We start from the raw sequence: 16310 nt of genomic DNA, 5'->3' as shown, positions 1-16310 counted from the left end.
GCTATCGTCTCGAGCCGACTTACGAGGGCAGGATTCGATAACCACCAACAACGCACGGACACACGAGGCGGTAGTGCAGCAGCTTTGTCGACAGCTCGGGCTCTGCACGTGCACGGATCGGATGGGATGGGATGGCGACCTGCGCCTTGCCGCTCGATTCGCTCTGCCAATTTTTCCCGAGCGGCAGCGATCGACCAGAGATCGCCGCTGGTGAGCGGAAGCTTCCCTTCTAAAAAGCCCGAGGCACACGTTCATGCTTGCGAGCTCTGCTGAGAAAGGCCGCTGGTAAGCCCCGGATGGATTTAGTCGATATCCCGTATGGGCTACGCGACGGCTGTAGCGCTCGTCAGCTGCACCGTGAACAGGGGCTGCTCAAACTCGATGGCTTGTCCATTCTGGACCAAACAGGCCTCGACGATGCCTTCAACGTCCGACTCGATCACGTTCATGATCTTCATGGCTGAGATCAAGCAGATCTTTTGGCCCACTTTGACATGCGACCCAACCTGCACTAGCGGGGGACTCTCCGGACCTTCAGCCCTATAGAAGGTGCCGACCATGGGGCTTTTGATCTGAAAGTACTGCTTTCCGCCGATGGCCTTGACCGGCGAAGACTTCACCTGAGGAGGCTCGTCCGGATCTGGCGAGTCTTCCGCACGAAGGGAGGTCACTTCGCCGGAATGGTACTCACGCCGGGTGCCTCCTGCGAACTCAAGGACCAACTGGCCCTGCGCCGTGATGCCCCGGTTGTACCCCTTCGCGGTCGTCTCTCCCTTCGCTGAGAGGAGCTTCACGACGCGACCCATGGAGTAGTCAAGCGCCTCATACTCTGTCCGCTGCGCACCGAGGCCTCTGCTGTCGATAAGCATCTTGATGCGTCGCTCAAGGTGGGGCGTGATCGCTTCGACCGCCTTCTCGACGTGAAGCTCCCGTGCCCGGTCGTCGGCAAAGTCGTTGAAGACGCTGGCTGGCGGCAGCACGTTGTCGCGCTGGTCCTTTACCTGGGGAACGCGGCATACGTTCATCCCGATACCAATGGACGCAGCCTTGCCTCCAACGTCCCTGCGGATCTCGATCAGGATGCCCGCCACCTTCTTCCCGGCAATCAGCACGTCGTTGGGCCACTTCAGCTGCACATCCGTCAGCGCTGGGTTCAGCTCGACGATCGCATCGCGCACGGCGAGAGCGGTGGCGATGTGGAGCAGGCCGAGAGCTTCAAACTCGGAGCGATCGAGGCTGAATCCATAGTTCCAGGTGGCCGTCATCACGCCTGCGCCGCCCTGCCAGGTGCGACCCAACTTCCCCTTGCCGTTTACCTGGTTCCACGCGTGGAGGATGAAGGGCAGTCGATGGCCGCTGTCGATCAGCCGCTGGGATTCGTCGTTGGTGCTTGCCAGCGAGGTCCTAGTGAGAAGCGCTGGTTGGTTCCCCCCTCCGATCAGGTCGGCGGAACGTATTCCCAGCATTCTTGAGGCGAAGTCGCATAGCTGCCTGTGCTGAATCGCGCTGCGGTGCCCGGGCTTGGCGATCGAAAAGTGGTCTGACTCGGAGACCTTGAACTGTTCGCCAAAGTAGCGAGCGCCACTGATTGGCTGGACGATGGCCTTCACGAAAGGGAATCGAGCCTTCCTGTTGAAATGCTGCTCGACCAGTTCTTTGCCAACGATTCGGAGCCGGCCGGACTCCTTCAAGTTCATGAACTCCCGGTCCAGGTCGTTCAGCCACTGGTTGCTTTGAGAGAATTTGAGCACCTTGGCCTGCGATTGGCCGAGAGCATCCCCGAGCAGACCAAGCCAGTTCGCGTACGTCGATCCGAGGGAGGGCGAAGCGACCAGGAAAAAGCCTATCGTTCTGTCCGGCTCGCTGAAGTCGGCCTCCCGGGACACCAAGAACTTTCGAGCGACGATCCCGCCCATGCTGTGGCAGACAAACAAGATCTGCTTGTAGCGGTGGACCGCGTCCAGCCGAAAGCGTTCCTTCAAGTCATCAACGGCGTCGCTGATGGTGTAGTTGCCCGAAAAGAGATCCGTGTGATAGGTGTAGACGTAGATGGAGGCGTGCGAGAGGGCGGACTCCGCATGCAGGAGCTGTGGCCAGGAATCGCCCTCGGCGCCTACCCAGGCATTTTCACCGTTGGACAAGATCCCGTGGATGAAGACGACCGCCATCGGGCCATCTGTCTGCCTCAACCAAGCACCCCGCACATTCCACTCCCGTTTGACGCACTGGCATCAAATGTAGCGCGCCGATTCGATGGTCCGGCTGAGGGCGCAGGCTCCGTTCGCACGGGTTGCGGCCGCACAAGGGCGGCGACTTCTTCCAGTTTGGGGTCGCAACAGGCACATCAACGGCGCGTCCCCGGCGCCCAGGCTTTGCCGCCACTAGCGCCACGACAGGCGTCCCACAAGAGTCGGGGCCCCTGGAAGTGGCCTTTGCTCTTGGCGAATCGCAACACTGACCCGCGGCCGCTCGTACGCGTCTCGGGACGTTCACCTTCGGGACGCTCTCGTCACGCCTTCAGCACCTTGCACTGACGACGCAACCTTCGCTTTCCATGCTGGTTCTGTTTCCGAGCAACCGGAATCCGAGCCTGGCAACAAGCGCTAGCAGCTCCGGGTGGCCAGGAAAGGAGGCTCGGGTAGCGGCCGACACACGAGCGGCCTGGGCAACTGAACGCGAAACGCCCCTCCTACGTTGCCCATTGCGAGTCGACCAACTCGCGGCTGACTCCTACGCTCGATCCCATCTCAAACCGCGGCGCTCCGGGCGTCGCAACCACCGAGAGGATGGATCCATGCGGAGCAAGCCCACCCCATTGACGCAACAGCGCAGCGTCCGTGGCTCCAACGCGCAGTGCCCGACTGGCCTTGCGAGCACCTCGGGCAGACGTGGCTCGATCCGGCACCTCGGGACGAGCCCAACGAGCGTTGAGCGAGCGCCATTGCCAGGCGTTCGGATAGGCAGCTCATCAAGCTCGCACTGGGGCTCTCGGTAGCCAGCGCTTGCGCATGCAGATTCCTATCTCGCACCTCGCGCTCAACCTCCTGGTGGCGGCTATCGTGTCTGCTGGCTTCCTCGCTACGTACGACCGTCAGGTTCTGCGCCCAGCTCTTTCCATCGGGACCGTGGATCTCGCAGAGGTCTACCGGGCAAAGGAGGCCCAGTTCACGCAACTGCTTACCGCCAGCAGCGGCGAGGAGGACCGTCAGCGGGCGCTCGCACTGGCACACATCTTCGCCCAGCAGCTACCAGCAGCTCTGGACGAGCTTCCGCACGAATGCCGCTGCCTGGTGGTCGTCCAGTCCGCGGTCATTGGAGGTCCACGCACGCGCGATCTCACACCAGCGCTGCGCAGAAAGGTAGGTTTGCCGTGAACTCGGATGCACACCGATCAGTAGCTGGGAAACGGACGCAACGGCTTGCCAGGACCGACCTCCCCGGCCTCCTGTCTCACATGCGCCTGCGCTGGTACCTGTACGCGCCTGTCTTCGCGATCTGGGCCTTCGCATACGCAAGGCTCTTCATCGACTCCACCCCAAGGTTCCCCCTGCTGTTCAACTGGACGCCGAGCCTGCCGTACCACGTCGCTTGGATGCAAGGCGGCGCGGCAGCGCCGCAGCGCGGAGACTTCATCGTCTTTCGCTTCGACGGCCCTGGCCAGACGCGTTACCCAGGCTTGCGCGGGCAGCCGTTCTTCAAACGCGTCCGGGGGCTGCCTGGGGATGTAGTCACGGTTCAGGGCCGCATGGTGCACGTCAATGGAGAGGCTGTGGGGTTGGCCAAGTCCCACGCCTTCGATCGCCATCCGCTCGCGCCGATCGGGTCCCTCGTCATTCCTCCTGATCACTTCTACGTGCAAGGCACAGCCGCGGACAGCTTCGACTCGCGGTACAGCGACAGCGGCCTGGTCCGCTCCGGTCAGGTCCTGGGCATTGTCGTCCCCCTGTTCTGAGGTCCAAGCCATGAATAGCCCTCGCGTACATCTCATCCTGCTGATCGCAGCCTGGACCTCAGGCCCCGCATTCGCGCAAACCAGCCCCGCTTACGGCCAGCTTGCATCGCCGGTGGCGCCGTCGCAGGACCCACCGCTTTCTGACTATCTCGCGCTCCTGGGACAGATCGCCCCGGCAGCACAGTCTGCCGCGCGCACCTACATTGCTGCTGTACGCCTGCGCTGCGGCTACGAGATGGATGCGGGTGCGTTGCGCCAGATCATGGCCCGCAGTGGCGGTGATCCTGTGCTGATGGGCCTGATCCGAGCGGAAGCGTCGCAGGACGCTGCAGCACGCAAGCAGCTGGTCGCGCAGATTCCATGCTCGGCAAAGTTGGTGCCATGAGGACAGGACTGCCCGCGCGCTCACCCTGGCGCCTGGTGCTCTTGATGGCGCTCCCCTGCGCTGGCGCCGACCTCGGTGTAGTCGGTCCGACCTACCCCATTGCCGAACCGCACTTGCTCCAGATGATCGAGGGGCGTCTGCGTCAGAAGCAGCAGTCCGGAGAGCTTGCCCGTCTGGAGCAGCTAAGCCGTACGAAGGGCGAGCGGGCCGTGCGCGAGCCGGCTGCAGTGGACGGGGTGCGCACAACGACTGCACCGCGCAGCTTCCACGTCGACCCAGGCATCGAACTCACGCAGAACATTCTCGGCCCAAGTGGGGAACTGCTGTACCCAGCAGGCACGCGAGCCAATCCGCTGGATGTGGTTGCGCTGTCGCGTCAGCTTCTGTTCTTCGACGGCCGCGACCCGCGCCAGGTCCTTCAAGCGCACCAGCTCATCGTCCAGTCGCCGGACGGATACAAGCCGATCCTGACGGGAGGCTCGTACTTGGACCTCATGCAGCGCTGGCAGGTGCCCGTCTACTACGACCAACTTGGCTTGCTGACCCGGCGCCTTGGCATCGCCCAGGTGCCGGCCTTGGTGTCCCAGGACGGCCGTCGACTGCGCATCGACGAGCTGGAGGTGCTTCCATGAAACGCACTCTCGGCCGCCGGCTTCTCCAAGCGGCTGCAGTCATCGTCCTGATGCTCGCCGGCAGCACCGCAAGCGCCGCCACGGCAACCACATGCACTGGCCGATTCCCCAACCCGATCACCGACATCTGCTGGAGCTGCATCCTTCCTATCAGCATCGGCAGCACGCGCATTGGCAACCTTGGCGATCAGGAAGACCTGGACAACCCGTCCAACCCGGTGTGCTCCTGCGGCGCCAACCCTGTGATCGGCCTGTCGGTGGGCTTCTGGGAGCCGGCGCGCCACGTGGAGGTGGTGCGCAAGCCGTTCTGCTTGAGCGCCCTTGGCGGCATCGATCTGAACCCCGGGCTGCCGGCACCCGAGGCAGCCCGGTTTACGCGCTCGGAGGGCGATGGCGACGGTGGCAGCTTCTACCAGGCGCACTGGTACACGAACCCCATCCTGCACTACCTGGCAGTGGTCACGGACTTTCCGTGCCTGGAACAGGGCTCCTTCGACCTTGCCTATCTGACGGAGGTGGATCCGCTGTGGGCCGACGATGAGCTGAGCCTCATCCTGCACCCGGACGCCATGCTGTTTGCCAACTCGGTGGCGGTTGGCTCCTGCGCTGCCGACTGCGTGGCTGCATCCGTCGGGTTCGGGATCCGAGAGCTGTTCTGGTGCGCAGGTTGCCAAGGAAGCGTCTACCCGTTGAACGGGCGCGTGCCGTACCACATGGGCGGTGTGCGTACGGCGACGCTGATCGCCCAGCGCTTGGCGGCCAAGATGCATCGTGAGCTGATCGCCTGGGGCTGGCACGGCCAAGCTGGCCTGTGCGGTCCCTACTTCGCGCCAGTGATGGACAAGACAGCATACAAGACCCAGCTGACCTATCCGATCCCCAACACCACCAAGGAGGCTGGCCGCTGCTGCCAGCCCTTCGGCCGCACCACCGCCATCTGGGGTGCCGGCAAGGAGTATCCCGTCCAGGGAGAGGACTTCGGCTTCATGCTGTTTCGCAAGAGGAACTGCTGTGTTGGCTACTGAGCAAACCGCCCCTTCCGTCGGTGCGAACACGAGGCCATGGCCTATCGCGCTGTTCGTTGCAGCCGCCCTGCTGTCGGCGTCGGCTCTGGCTTGGCCGCAGACCACGTTAGCGGGGGCGTCAACCTCGGGGCCGCGCATCGACGCCCTGCCCCAGCCGCTCGTCAAGCCATCCTTCGATCTTGAGGCGATTGCGCGCGGCTACGCCTCCCAGTCGCAGGAGCACAGCTCACCGCCAGCTCAGCAGCGCGGCCCCGGACTTATCATCTTCGTCAGCCTCGCGATGCCTCGCCTCACACTGGAGCGCTTGCTGGACCAGGCCACGCGTGCCGGTGCCAGCGTCGTGCTGCGCGGCTTCGCCGAGGGCTCGCTGCGCAAGACCGTCACTCAGCTTCAGGAGCTGATTGGCAACCGCCCTGTCGGCGTGCAGGTCGACCCACCTGCCTTCGATCGCTTCGCCATCACGCGCGTGCCAAGTTTCGTGCTTGTGCGGGATGGCACTCGGCCAAAACCGTGCGAGGAAGGAAGCTGCGCCCCGCCTGAGGACTTCCTGCAGGTCGCGGGCGACGTGAGCCTGGACTATGCCTTGACGCACATGCAGCGCTCGTCGCCCAGCTTCAAAGCCGAGACCACCGTGTTTCTAGACCGGCTGAGGCCTTGAAGCCATGCACAAGCCCTCCAAGTCCTTGATGCAGCGCGCCGCGGTCTGGTGCACGCTGGTGGCCATCTCGATCACATCGACACATGCTGATCCTGCGCTTCAGGCGGCCCAGGCCGCGCATGAGGAAGGCCTCGCCGCCGGCCATGCCGCGCAGCCGTCCGTGCGCAACAGTGTTCGCGCCTCCAGTGCCCAGGATGTCGTGCCGGGATACACCGCAACCCCGCCCGAGCGCAGCCACTACGGTCAGCCGAACTTGTCGGGCGCCAGCGATGCCCAACTGAGTGCCTGCGCACTGACCCCATTCGACCCTGTGTGCCAGGCACTCACCGGCGCCAGGGCGTCTGCCAACATCCCGCGCGAGCAGGTGTCGCCCTACGACCCATCTGTGCTGGATGCGCGCCGCGTTGCCGCCAACCCAGCATCGGTGCTCGAAGACATCGCGAGCTTCTACAGTGGCTGCGAGGTCACGTCACTGCCCACCGCCACCACCGAGAGCCGCGTATGTCGCCAGTACAGCGGTGCCACACCGCAATCCTGCGCGCGCACGCTGACAGTTGATGTCGCGCGCACCAGCAGCTGCACACCAGGCGACTGGATCGCGCAGGCCAGCCAGGGCACGCTCAGCTTATCGGTGCAGTGCAAGCCGGACCAGCCAGCAGCAGCCCAACGCATGCGTCTCGCGAACCGGGGAGAGCCGCTGGCGTTCTTCGACGTGGATGTGGAGACCCCGCTCACATTCCCTCAGGCCGTACACACCCTGGCCGACGGCCGCATGGTCTGGATCGCGAACAACCGTTGCGTAGGAGACGACTGCCAGCTCACCGGCCTCGTGGCGGCGCCGACCATGCTGGTCTGCACGTCCGAGGGAGAAGGTAGCGCGGCGTGCACGGAAGAAAGGCCGTTTCTTGCGCGCTACGGAAGCTGCCCAGCCGGAACCCTTCCAGGGAACCAGATCATGCGGTTTCACGAGGAAGGTGTCACCACGTCGGGAACACTCGAAACGGCAGCCTGTTTCGTACCAGATCCATCCCGCAACGGTGAAGTCGGCTACGACCCGACTGGCTCCATCACCGGGACCTCCTGGCGGCAACACAGCCTGAGGCCGGTCACGGGATACGAGATCAACCCCCGGTACGGCGCCATCCCGCAAATGGGACTGCGCTTTGAGCGCCCGCACACCACGGTCACCGAGACTGACCGGTGGGACGACCGCTGTCCGGCAGACTTTGGCGATGGGCGCTGCACTGTCTCTGCTGCTGCGCGCTGCGTCGACGGGCCGGCCACCAGGTCGATCGAGGGTGCTCTCGTGACACGGGACTGCTGGCGCTACGAGACGGCGCTGTCCTGTCAGTTCAATGCCTCATCCGACGAGTGCGCACCGCTCACCGCGGCCGGCTGCACACCCAGCGGCTCCGTCTGCCGGCAAACCAATCCTGCCACCGGTCAGTGCGAGGTGCTGGAGGCGACCTACGCCTGCCCCGTCGCGCCAGCGACTGGCGTCGCGGCCAGCAATTGCCCCGCCGATGTGTTCTGCGTTGCCGGGAGCTGCTTCAACACAGCTCGCACCGCCGACACCGACTTCGCGCGCGCCATGACCTTCCTGGAGGCAGCGCGCGAGGCCGGCGTCTACCTGGACACCGATCTGATGCGGGTGTTCTCGGGCGAGAGAAACCGGTGCCGTGACCGACTGCTCAAGAACTGCTGCACATCGGACAGTGCGGGGCAAGGCATGTCGAACCAAAGTGTGTTCGGCGTGGGCTCGAGGCTCGTGTTCGATGCACTCATGAACTCTGGGAACCGCGAGTTCCTCTACTACGGCATGCGCGCCCTCTTGATGAACGGCGGCTTCAACGGCACGTTTACAAGCTATGGCGTGACGGTCGCCGTCAATGGCACGGCGCTGCCGGCGGGCTCCTCTGTCCTCTACGCCGGCGAAAGCATGGTCGTCGCTTTCGATCCATGGAGCTTGGTCATCGCCATCGTGATCTATGTCGTGATGTCAGCCATCTCCTGCGACGAGGAGGAAGGCCAACTTGCCATGAAGGAAGGCGCTGGTCTGTGCCACGCCGTAGGCACCTACTGCTCCTCATGCATACGCGTGCTGGGCAGCTGCGTGTCCTGCATCACCCGCACAACCAACAAGTGCTGCTTCAACTCCGCTCTCGCACGGATCGTGCAGGAACAGGGGCGGCTGCAGATCGGCAAAGGCTGGGGTAGCGCACAGAACCCCGACTGCTCCGGATTCACGGTCGCGCAGCTGCAGCAACTGGACTTCGCGCGCATGGATCTGAGCGAGTTCTACGCCTCGATCGTTCCGACCTTGCCCAACACCGGAACGATCCAGACGGACAACCTGAACCGGGCAACCACCTGCTACTACGGAGAAGGACGCTGCCCATGAAACACTTCATCGCCAAGACAGCAAGCTTGGTCGCTCTGCTCGATCCGATGCCTGTGCGAACGGAGCCGGTGAGAACGCCAGTCCCGGACGCCCGACCGGTGCTGCTGGCGGCGCTGCAGGCGGACAGCGGCAAGGCACACGGCGTGCTGACAGGAGAGACCGCCAACGCAATCACCCGGCACTTCGGGGCGAGCTCGCCGATCTACATCGATGTCTCGACCGAGAAGAAGTACCAGCAGCCTGGTTGCAGCAGGCTCAAGGTGCTGTTTTGGCAAGAAGGCGTGCTGTTGCCCGAGGCAAAGGAGCCACGCCGCCAGACGATCGAGTTCGGCATCGACTACTGCATGGACGGGTTGCCACCGCGATCGCTTTCCTGAACGGCGCGCCATGGCAAGGATCACCCGCTTCCTCTGGCCCTTCATTGGGTTGATCGCGGCGCAAGCGCTGGCCCAGAACGCCGGTTCAGGCGACGCGCTCCATCCAGCATCGGCGCCGTACTGGATCGACCGCTGGCGCGGCTGGCACTTCTACGAAGCGCCCACTGCCCAGTTGCCCGAGGAGCTCACGCAGCCAGCACCGCTCGCACGCCCCCCGGCCCCGCATCGGCCACCCGAACTGGTCGAGTTCGAACGACTGCAGAAAGCGCTCGAGGACAACCGGAACATCGCCATCATGCGGCCCACCGAGGCGAATGTGCGGCGCTACATGGAGCTGGAGATGCAGGTCGTCGGCCGTGCCTCCTACTTCGCCGACGTTGCCCAGCGCGTTGCCTGGGCGACACCCTCGCTGGATCCCACCCTCCACGGACGCCCGGTCAACGCCACTGCGTTGGAGGTCTTCGAACGACAGCAGCAGTCTGACCGCTCCGGCACGGTGGCGGCCCTGGGACGGGACCATGTGCTGTTCTTCTTCTACCGTTCCGACTGTCCCTATTGCCATGCCTTTGCACCGATCCTGAAAACCTTCGAGGCGCGTCATGGGATCCAGGTCGTGGCCATCGGCTTGGACGCGGGAACACTGCCGGACTTCCCGCACTCCCGCCAGAACAACGGCATTGCGACTGCGCTGCAGGTCAGCCAGGTGCCGGCGGTCTTCCTCGCCCAACCGTCCAGCGGAGTCATCACGCCGATCGGATACGGCGTGCTCTCTGAATCCCAGTTGCTGGAGCGTGTCTCGATCGTCGCGTCGCCTCAAACCCAGGCCATGCTGCCGGACACGCCGCGGCGCCTTGCAGTCCCTTAGGAGATGTCCCGTGACCCCACCGAAACCTCTTCCTTCCGTCGCGCTTCGCCACCGTATCGCCGCAACGGCAGCCGCCGCGATGCTGGCAATGCCGAGCGTCGGCCGCGCTGATCTCAACAGCGAGGTCAACGACATGTTCAATCAGCTCGGCGCCATCGGGAACTACACGGCCCCAGGGGCGTTTCGGGGCCAGACATACAACACCTACACGGGCGGCAGCCTCATGATGCGTTCGCCGAACAAGGTGTACCAGCTGGCGGCGGTCCAGTTTCCGAGTGCCAAGGCCGGCTGCGGCGGAATTGACGTGTTTGGCGGAAGCTTCAGCCACATCTCCGCAGACGAGTTCAAGAACATGCTGCGAAACATCACAGCCGCCCTGCCCGGGATCGCGTTCCAGCTTGCGCTGGAGGCTGTCTCCCCCTTGCTCGGCGGCCTGACGAAGTGGGCCAAGGGCCTGGAAACTTGGATCAACAACGCGCGGATGAACTCCTGCGAGACCGCCAAGGCCCTAGTCAGCACCGCGGCCGAGTCCGTCGGCTACAGCAGCCAGGAGAGCTGCGCGGACCTGGCGATGGAGATGGGGCTGGAAAGCGACCGTGATGCGGCGCGCAGGCGCTGCGCCACCGACCGCTCGTCCATCCTTTCCAGCGCCCGCTCGTCAAGCGATCCGAGCGTGCGCAACAAGGCCCCCTTCGTCGGCAACCTGACCTGGAAGGCACTGCAGCACGCCAGTGCAACGATCACGGATGCCGAGCGCGAGCTGATCATGAGCATGGTCGGCACCATCATCTATCACCCCGAGGAGTCAAGCCGGGATCCCGAACACATCGCCCCGACGCTGACGTCGATTAGCCAACTGCTCTATGGCCAGGCGGCCAGTGGCAGCAGTCAGGTCGTGCAACACCTGCTCCGGTGCAACGACTACACGGAATGCGACACCGTTTCGCTGGACCAGACCTACACCCACACGCCGTTCACCACCCGCGTGGAGACGCTGATGCGCTCGATCTCGGATCGAATCACCACGCGAACCGCCATCCCGAACAACTCCGCCGAGGTCGGTTTCGTCAATCAGACCACCGAGCCGGTGTACCGAATGCTTTCCATCGGCACCAGCATTCCCGGCTCGGGACTTGCGGACAGCCTGATCGCTCAGTACCGCGACCTCATCGCTGCCGACTATGCCCATGTGTTCCTCGAACGCAACCTTCGGGTAGGCCTCGCGGCGCTGGATAAGGACTACACGTTGCAGCAGGCCCAGCGGGAACAGGCTGCGGCCATCCGCCAGCGCGCCCAGGCCCTGCTGGCGCAGCTCTCGCAGGAGAAGAATCTCCTGTACCAGAAGGTTGGCTCCTTCCGCGCCGTTGCAAGCCATCTGGAACAGCTCGAACGCCAGCTGCGCTCGAGCATGCCTCAGCACGTCATGGACATGCTGGGGCAGCAGGCGGCCTACCGCACGCGATGACGCCACTGGACCATCGGCGGCATGTGGGAGATCTACGCTTACCAGAACGCCGACAGCCTGTTCGGCGTGTTCAACGCTGCCGCCGCGATCCACGGCGCCAGCGACTACGCATCGGCGCTTGCCGCCGTCGCGTTCTGCGGTTTTGTGGCCGCGCTGATCGCCTATGCCTTCGCTCCCGAGAAGCTGCAGGGCTGGAAGTGGCTGGGTACCGTGGTGCTGGTCTTCGGACTGCTGATCGTCCCGAAGGTCACGGTGGGCATCGTCGACAGAACGGGCGGCTCCGCCGTCAAGGTCGTCGACAACGTACCCTTCGGCGTGGCCATGCTCGGCAGCATCACCAGCACGATCGGCCACACCCTGACAGGCCTGTTTGAGACTGCGTTTCAGGTCATTCCGGGTGCCGGCGCACTCCCGGCTGAGCTGAGCTACCAGCGCAACGGCCTGATGTTCGGCAACCGCCTGGTCCGAGAGAGCGGCAACCTTGTGTTCCAGGATCCGAGCTTCCGCACGGACCTGGTCAACTTCATCCACAACTGTACGACCTACGATCTGGTCGACGGTACGCTTGATCCGGCAGCGTTCGCGGCCTCATCCGACGTCTGGCCCCTGATGGGCTCGCCGAACCCCGCCCGCTTCAGTACCGTCTCGAGTCCAAGCGGCGTGGATGTGGCCACCTGCCCTGACGTCTACCTCAACCTGAGCAACCGCCTTCCGGCCCAGGTCCAACGGTTGCAGGATCGGCTGGCATTCCAGCTCAACCCCACCCTCCCCGCCGCCGCGGCTGCCGCAGTGATCGCCGCGCAGGTCCAGCAGGCCTATCTCAAGAACAACATCGCGGACGCGTCTGCCAGTGCAGCAGACATCGTGCGCCAGAACGCGATGCTCAATGCGCTGGAGGACACGACCCGCATCGTCGGTCAAAAGGTGAATGACCCCGCCGCCATGGTGCTGGCGGTCGGACGCGCACAGGCCGTTGCACAGATGAACGCTTCCTGGCTCAACTATGGCAAGGTGGCCGAGCAAGCCCTTCCTGTGTTTCGGAACGTCGTGGAAGCCGTCAGCTACGCATTGTTCCCACTTCTCGTGCTGCTTCTCCTCCTGACCAGCGGCCGAGAGACCATGATGGCCTTCAAGGGCTACGCGGCCATCCTGATCTGGATCCAGCTGTGGCCGCCCCTGTACGCGATCCTGAACTACATGGCCTCCATCTACGCTGCCTACGACTTGGCGGCTGCCGCCGACCTTGGCTCCGGTGCCCGGGGGCTGGCACTGCAGACTTCCTCGGTGGTCTACAGCCGGGCTGTGTCTGGCGAAGGAGTGATCGGCTACCTGGCCATCAGCATCCCCTTCATTGCGTGGGCTGCACTCAAGCGCATGGAGAACTTCGGCACGGCACTCACCGGAGGCCTGTCGGGCCTGCAGGCCTCGATCACCGGGGCAACGTCGGCTTCCACCATGGGAAACACCACGCTGGGCAGCGTCAGCATGGACCAGATGCAGCTTGCGCCCAACCGCAGCTCGGCCTTCATGGGCCACTGGCAGAACGACCTGAGCGGCAACACGTTCTCCTCCAACGCGCTGAACGGCAGGACGGCTGTGAGCCTGCTGCGCAATCAGGGCTTCGCGTCACGCGTCGTGTCGATGCGGGTGTCCTCACAGGACGTGCAGGATGCAAGCCGACAGGTGGACGCGGCACGCGGCGAGGCAATCGCTGCGAACCAAGAGCGATCGACGGTACTTGCAGACGTTTTCAGCAGGGGCCTGGCTAAGCTGCAGGCGTCGCGCAGCAGCAAGGGAACGTCCTCGTCCAGCTATGAGCAACTTGGGGAGACGCTGAACGAGATGAACCAGATCAGCCGCGGAGTTTCCGACGCGACAGGCATGTCGCAGTCCCAGGTCGCGCGAATCGCTCTCGACGCATCGGGGCGTGTTGGCAAGAACATCGGGATCGCGGGACTTCAAGCAGGAGCTAGCCTGGGCAAGTCGTACGCGTCAGGACTCTCCGCGACTGAGCAAAAGGTGCTCTTGTCAATGACGAGCGAGCAAGTGGCAGTGTTCCGCCAGTTCGGAGACCGCGCCACGAGCGACAGCAGCTTCGTTCATTCGATGAGCAGCGATGCCCGAGACGCGCAGGAAATGTCTGCAAGGCTTGCGTCGGCGACATCTCGCACCCAGCGCGCCGATGCCAGCCTGTCAGAGCGTACGGCCTTCGCAGAGCGAGTCACGACCGCGCATGAACGAGGAGATGCAGTTTCGCTCGACATCGCGCAGGATCCGCACAACCTGCGAATGTTCATGCGCTACGCCGAGCAGTACGGTGGCGACAGTGCCTCCGCGCAAGTTTTGATGTCCTCGGAGCTGGCTCGCCAGTCGATACAACCACAACGCGTGTTCTCGGACGGTTCGGCGCTCCCGGCAAGCTTCGGAGCAGTCGCCGACCAGCACCGGCGTGAGGCCAGGTCTGATGGCCTGAATCCAGACCTTGTTCAACGGCATCAAGCAGACTTGGTCAGGACGCGCTCTCAAGGCGAAACCCAGCTCGCCCCAGCGATGACGACCAAGCCAAGCACGCTCAAAGACGAGCTACGCGATCAAGCTGCGGGTATCCGAGCCGTGGTGGCAGGGGAGGAGGTTCAGTTCAAGGAACAGGCCGATGCAGGCCGAACGCCCGATGGCACGCTCAAGTCCGAGAAGTCGCTTGTCGTACGCACCGCAGATCAAGTTGGACAGGATCTGACTGCAAGCGCCGAGCGCACCGCGCGCGGCCTGAGGCGTTTACTGAAACGTGATGACAACTAAACGTTCTTGTCGGCATCAAGCATATGGGCCCCGTGCTCCGCCGGTGGAGGTTTCATGAACGGTGGATGGTCTTCGTCCCGCCAGTAGTTTGCCTCCCGGTCCCGAAATGAATCTCCCATCCCGGGGATCGGATGGAGCTCCTCCTCCGTCAACGACGGCTGCAACTTCGGGTTGCCTGACCCGATCTCCGACAACCCCCCGCCGATCGCACCGCCAAACATCCCTCCGACGCACATCACAATCAACTGGACTCCTAACGCCTCGTCGAGCGTCCACAGCCAGCCAAGGCCAACACCGCAAAGCAGGACCGACCAAAAGATGAGCCTACGCATAAATCCCTCCTTTAACAGACTAGCAGGACTCCGTAGCGAGCGAACGTTGCCCCTAAAGACCACAGAGCGTCAACGACCTCAGCGACAGAGCGTTTTCGACCGCAGATGTTCCTGCCAATGACTGCCGATAGAGATGGCGACCTGGTCTACTACGCATGTCTGCCAGGCCACCAAACAAAGCAGGATCCAGAAAACATCTAGGATCGACGTCTCTCGCGGAGGCTGTTGGTGCGCTGCTCCAGCCGACGCCGGGTCGTCTCGATCTCCTTCTGCAGCAACTCTGCGTCCGGTAGAACTGTTCGGTAGTTCGCGGCCATGACCTTGCTCGGAAGTCCATCCAGCGCATAGCGAGCCAGGGCGTGGCCTTTGTCCGCGCACAGGATCAACCCCACCGGCGGGTTCTCGTCCGGAAAGGCCCAGTGCTCCCTGGCGTAGTTGCAGTACATGTGCATCTGCCCAACATCCGCATGGCCCAGGCTCCCCAGTTTGAGGTCGATGATCACCAGACAGCGGAGCCGACGGTGAAACAGAAGCAGATCCACGCGGTACCAGGTCTGGTCGATCCGAAGCCGCCGCTGGCGTCCGACGAACGTGAAGCCTTCACCCAGTTCGAGAAGAAAGTCCTCCAGTCGCTGAATCAGCGCCGCTTCCAAATCGGACTCCGAGTATTCGTTCTTGAGGTTCAAGAACTCGAGCACGTACGGGTCCTTGATGGCGTCATCGGCAGAGACGTAGTCCTCCGGCCTCGGTGCAGCGCCTTTCGCCAAAATTGCAGCCTTGTCCCTCGACAAGGCCGTCCGTTCGTAGAACTGGCTGCTGATCTGCCGGTCAAGCTGGCGAACGCTCCATCCGCCCCGCAAAGCCTCGGCTTCGTAGAACTGTCGAGCGTCGCCGTCCTTGACCGCCATAAGAAGAGCGTAGGCGGACCAGGGCAACGTAAACACCTGAGCAAGCTCTGACAGTTCGAATTTCCGAGACTGAATCGCCCCGGTTTTCCGCGGAGGCTGTTTGGTTTAAGTCAGCCCGCCACCGCGGTGGTCTGACTGGCGAGTTGCCGGTAGTAGTTTGCCTCGGCCTCGGCCGGCGGGATGTAGCCGAGGGGTTCGAGCAGGCGTTGATGGTTGAACCAGGACACCCACTCCAGCGTGGCGAACTCAACGGTGTCCCTGCTTTTCCAGGGCGCCCGGCGGTGAATCAGCTCGGCCTTGTACAGGCCGTTGATGGTCTCGGCCAGGGCGTTGTCGTAGCTGTCGCCCCTGCTGCCCACGGACGGCTCGATGCCGGCCTCGGCCAGCCGCTCGGTGTAGCGGATGCTGACGTATTGGGTGGATTCAACCGGTCGACGCAACACCGGGTTACGCGGCGGATTTTAGGTAGTCGTTCAGCGCCTCCGTGGGAGTCCTCCAGTCCAACGTTTTG

13 protein-coding genes and 2 pseudogenes are annotated in these 16310 nt (G+C 63.6%); 11 read left to right on the top strand and 4 right to left on the bottom strand.

Annotated elements, in window-relative coordinates; translation table 11 throughout:
- Positions 1–323: 323 nt before the first annotated feature.
- Positions 324–2168, bottom strand: a complete 1845-nt coding sequence (locus DES41_RS33085; protein ID WP_114471895.1) for a biotin--[acetyl-CoA-carboxylase] ligase — start codon at positions 2166–2168, stop codon at positions 324–326.
- Between the two features lie 840 nt (positions 2169–3008).
- Between DES41_RS33085 and DES41_RS33080 the strand changes: the two genes are divergently transcribed.
- The 11 genes from DES41_RS33080 (at position 3009) to DES41_RS33030 (ending at position 14559) form a co-directional block, all read left to right on the top strand.
- Positions 3009–3374 carry a hypothetical protein gene (locus DES41_RS33080; protein WP_114471894.1) on the top strand — a complete coding sequence of 122 codons (366 nt, stop codon included), beginning with the start codon at positions 3009–3011 and terminating at the stop codon, positions 3372–3374.
- Positions 3375–3454: 80 nt separating this feature from the next.
- The gene (gene traF, locus DES41_RS33075; protein WP_245965982.1) at positions 3455–3952 is read left to right on the top strand and encodes a conjugative transfer signal peptidase TraF; all 498 of its coding nucleotides are present in this window, start codon (positions 3455–3457) and stop codon (positions 3950–3952) included.
- Between the two features lie 10 nt (positions 3953–3962).
- The gene (locus DES41_RS33070; RefSeq protein WP_114471892.1) at positions 3963–4337 is read left to right on the top strand and encodes a hypothetical protein; all 375 of its coding nucleotides are present in this window, start codon (positions 3963–3965) and stop codon (positions 4335–4337) included.
- Positions 4313–4969, top strand: coding sequence for a type-F conjugative transfer system protein TraW (gene traW, locus DES41_RS33065; RefSeq protein ID WP_245965981.1), 657 nt, complete (start codon positions 4313–4315; stop codon positions 4967–4969). The genes DES41_RS33070 and traW overlap by 25 nt, the downstream gene beginning before the upstream one ends.
- Positions 4966–5994 (top strand): conjugal transfer pilus assembly protein TraU, encoded by a 1029-nt coding sequence (gene traU / locus DES41_RS33060; RefSeq protein WP_114471890.1) that lies wholly within the window; start codon positions 4966–4968, stop codon positions 5992–5994. Before traW ends, traU begins: the two co-directional genes overlap by 4 nt.
- On the top strand, positions 5984–6652 hold the full coding sequence (trbC, locus tag DES41_RS33055) for a type-F conjugative transfer system pilin assembly protein TrbC (RefSeq protein WP_245965979.1): 669 nt from the start codon (positions 5984–5986) through the stop codon (positions 6650–6652). Before traU ends, trbC begins: the two co-directional genes overlap by 11 nt.
- Positions 6653–6656: 4 nt before the next feature.
- Positions 6657–9053: a type-F conjugative transfer system mating-pair stabilization protein TraN gene (gene traN / locus DES41_RS33050; RefSeq protein WP_245965978.1), complete on the top strand. Its 2397-nt coding sequence runs from the start codon at positions 6657–6659 to the stop codon at positions 9051–9053.
- Entirely contained in the window at positions 9050–9430 is a 381-nt protein-coding gene (locus tag DES41_RS33045; RefSeq protein ID WP_114471888.1) for a hypothetical protein, read from the top strand. The genes traN and DES41_RS33045 overlap by 4 nt, the downstream gene beginning before the upstream one ends.
- Before the next feature lie 10 nt (positions 9431–9440).
- Positions 9441–10295 carry a conjugal transfer protein TraF gene (gene traF, locus DES41_RS33040; protein ID WP_114471887.1) on the top strand — a complete coding sequence of 285 codons (855 nt, stop codon included), beginning with the start codon at positions 9441–9443 and terminating at the stop codon, positions 10293–10295.
- Positions 10296–10305: 10 nt separating this feature from the next.
- The gene (locus DES41_RS33035; protein ID WP_245965977.1) at positions 10306–11760 is read left to right on the top strand and encodes a conjugal transfer protein TraH; all 1455 of its coding nucleotides are present in this window, start codon (positions 10306–10308) and stop codon (positions 11758–11760) included.
- 21 nt (positions 11761–11781) lie between these two features.
- Complete coding sequence (locus tag DES41_RS33030; protein WP_114471885.1) at positions 11782–14559, top strand: conjugal transfer protein TraG N-terminal domain-containing protein; 2778 nt, start codon at positions 11782–11784, stop codon at positions 14557–14559.
- Here the strand turns inward: DES41_RS33030 and DES41_RS33025 are convergent.
- The 3 genes and pseudogenes from DES41_RS33025 to DES41_RS33015 all read right to left on the bottom strand — a co-directional run.
- Positions 14556–14891: a hypothetical protein gene (locus DES41_RS33025; protein ID WP_114471884.1), complete on the bottom strand. Its 336-nt coding sequence runs from the start codon at positions 14889–14891 to the stop codon at positions 14556–14558. The two genes, DES41_RS33030 and DES41_RS33025, sit on opposite strands and share 4 nt — an antisense overlap.
- Positions 14892–15088: 197 nt before the next feature.
- Positions 15089–15862, bottom strand: a pseudogene (locus DES41_RS33020) (PDDEXK nuclease domain-containing protein); the annotation flags it as partial.
- 47 nt (positions 15863–15909) lie between these two features.
- Positions 15910–16218 (bottom strand): annotated as a pseudogene (locus DES41_RS33015) (integrase core domain-containing protein); the annotation flags it as partial.
- Between the last annotated feature and the right edge of the window lie 92 nt (positions 16219–16310).

Origin of the sequence: Pseudorhodoferax soli (assembly GCF_003337555.1) — a bacterium.
GTDB lineage: Bacteria > Pseudomonadota > Gammaproteobacteria > Burkholderiales > Burkholderiaceae_C > Pseudorhodoferax > Pseudorhodoferax soli.
The sequence above is the reverse complement of the archived record's forward strand: the minus strand, read 5'-3'. Positions and strand labels throughout refer to the sequence as shown.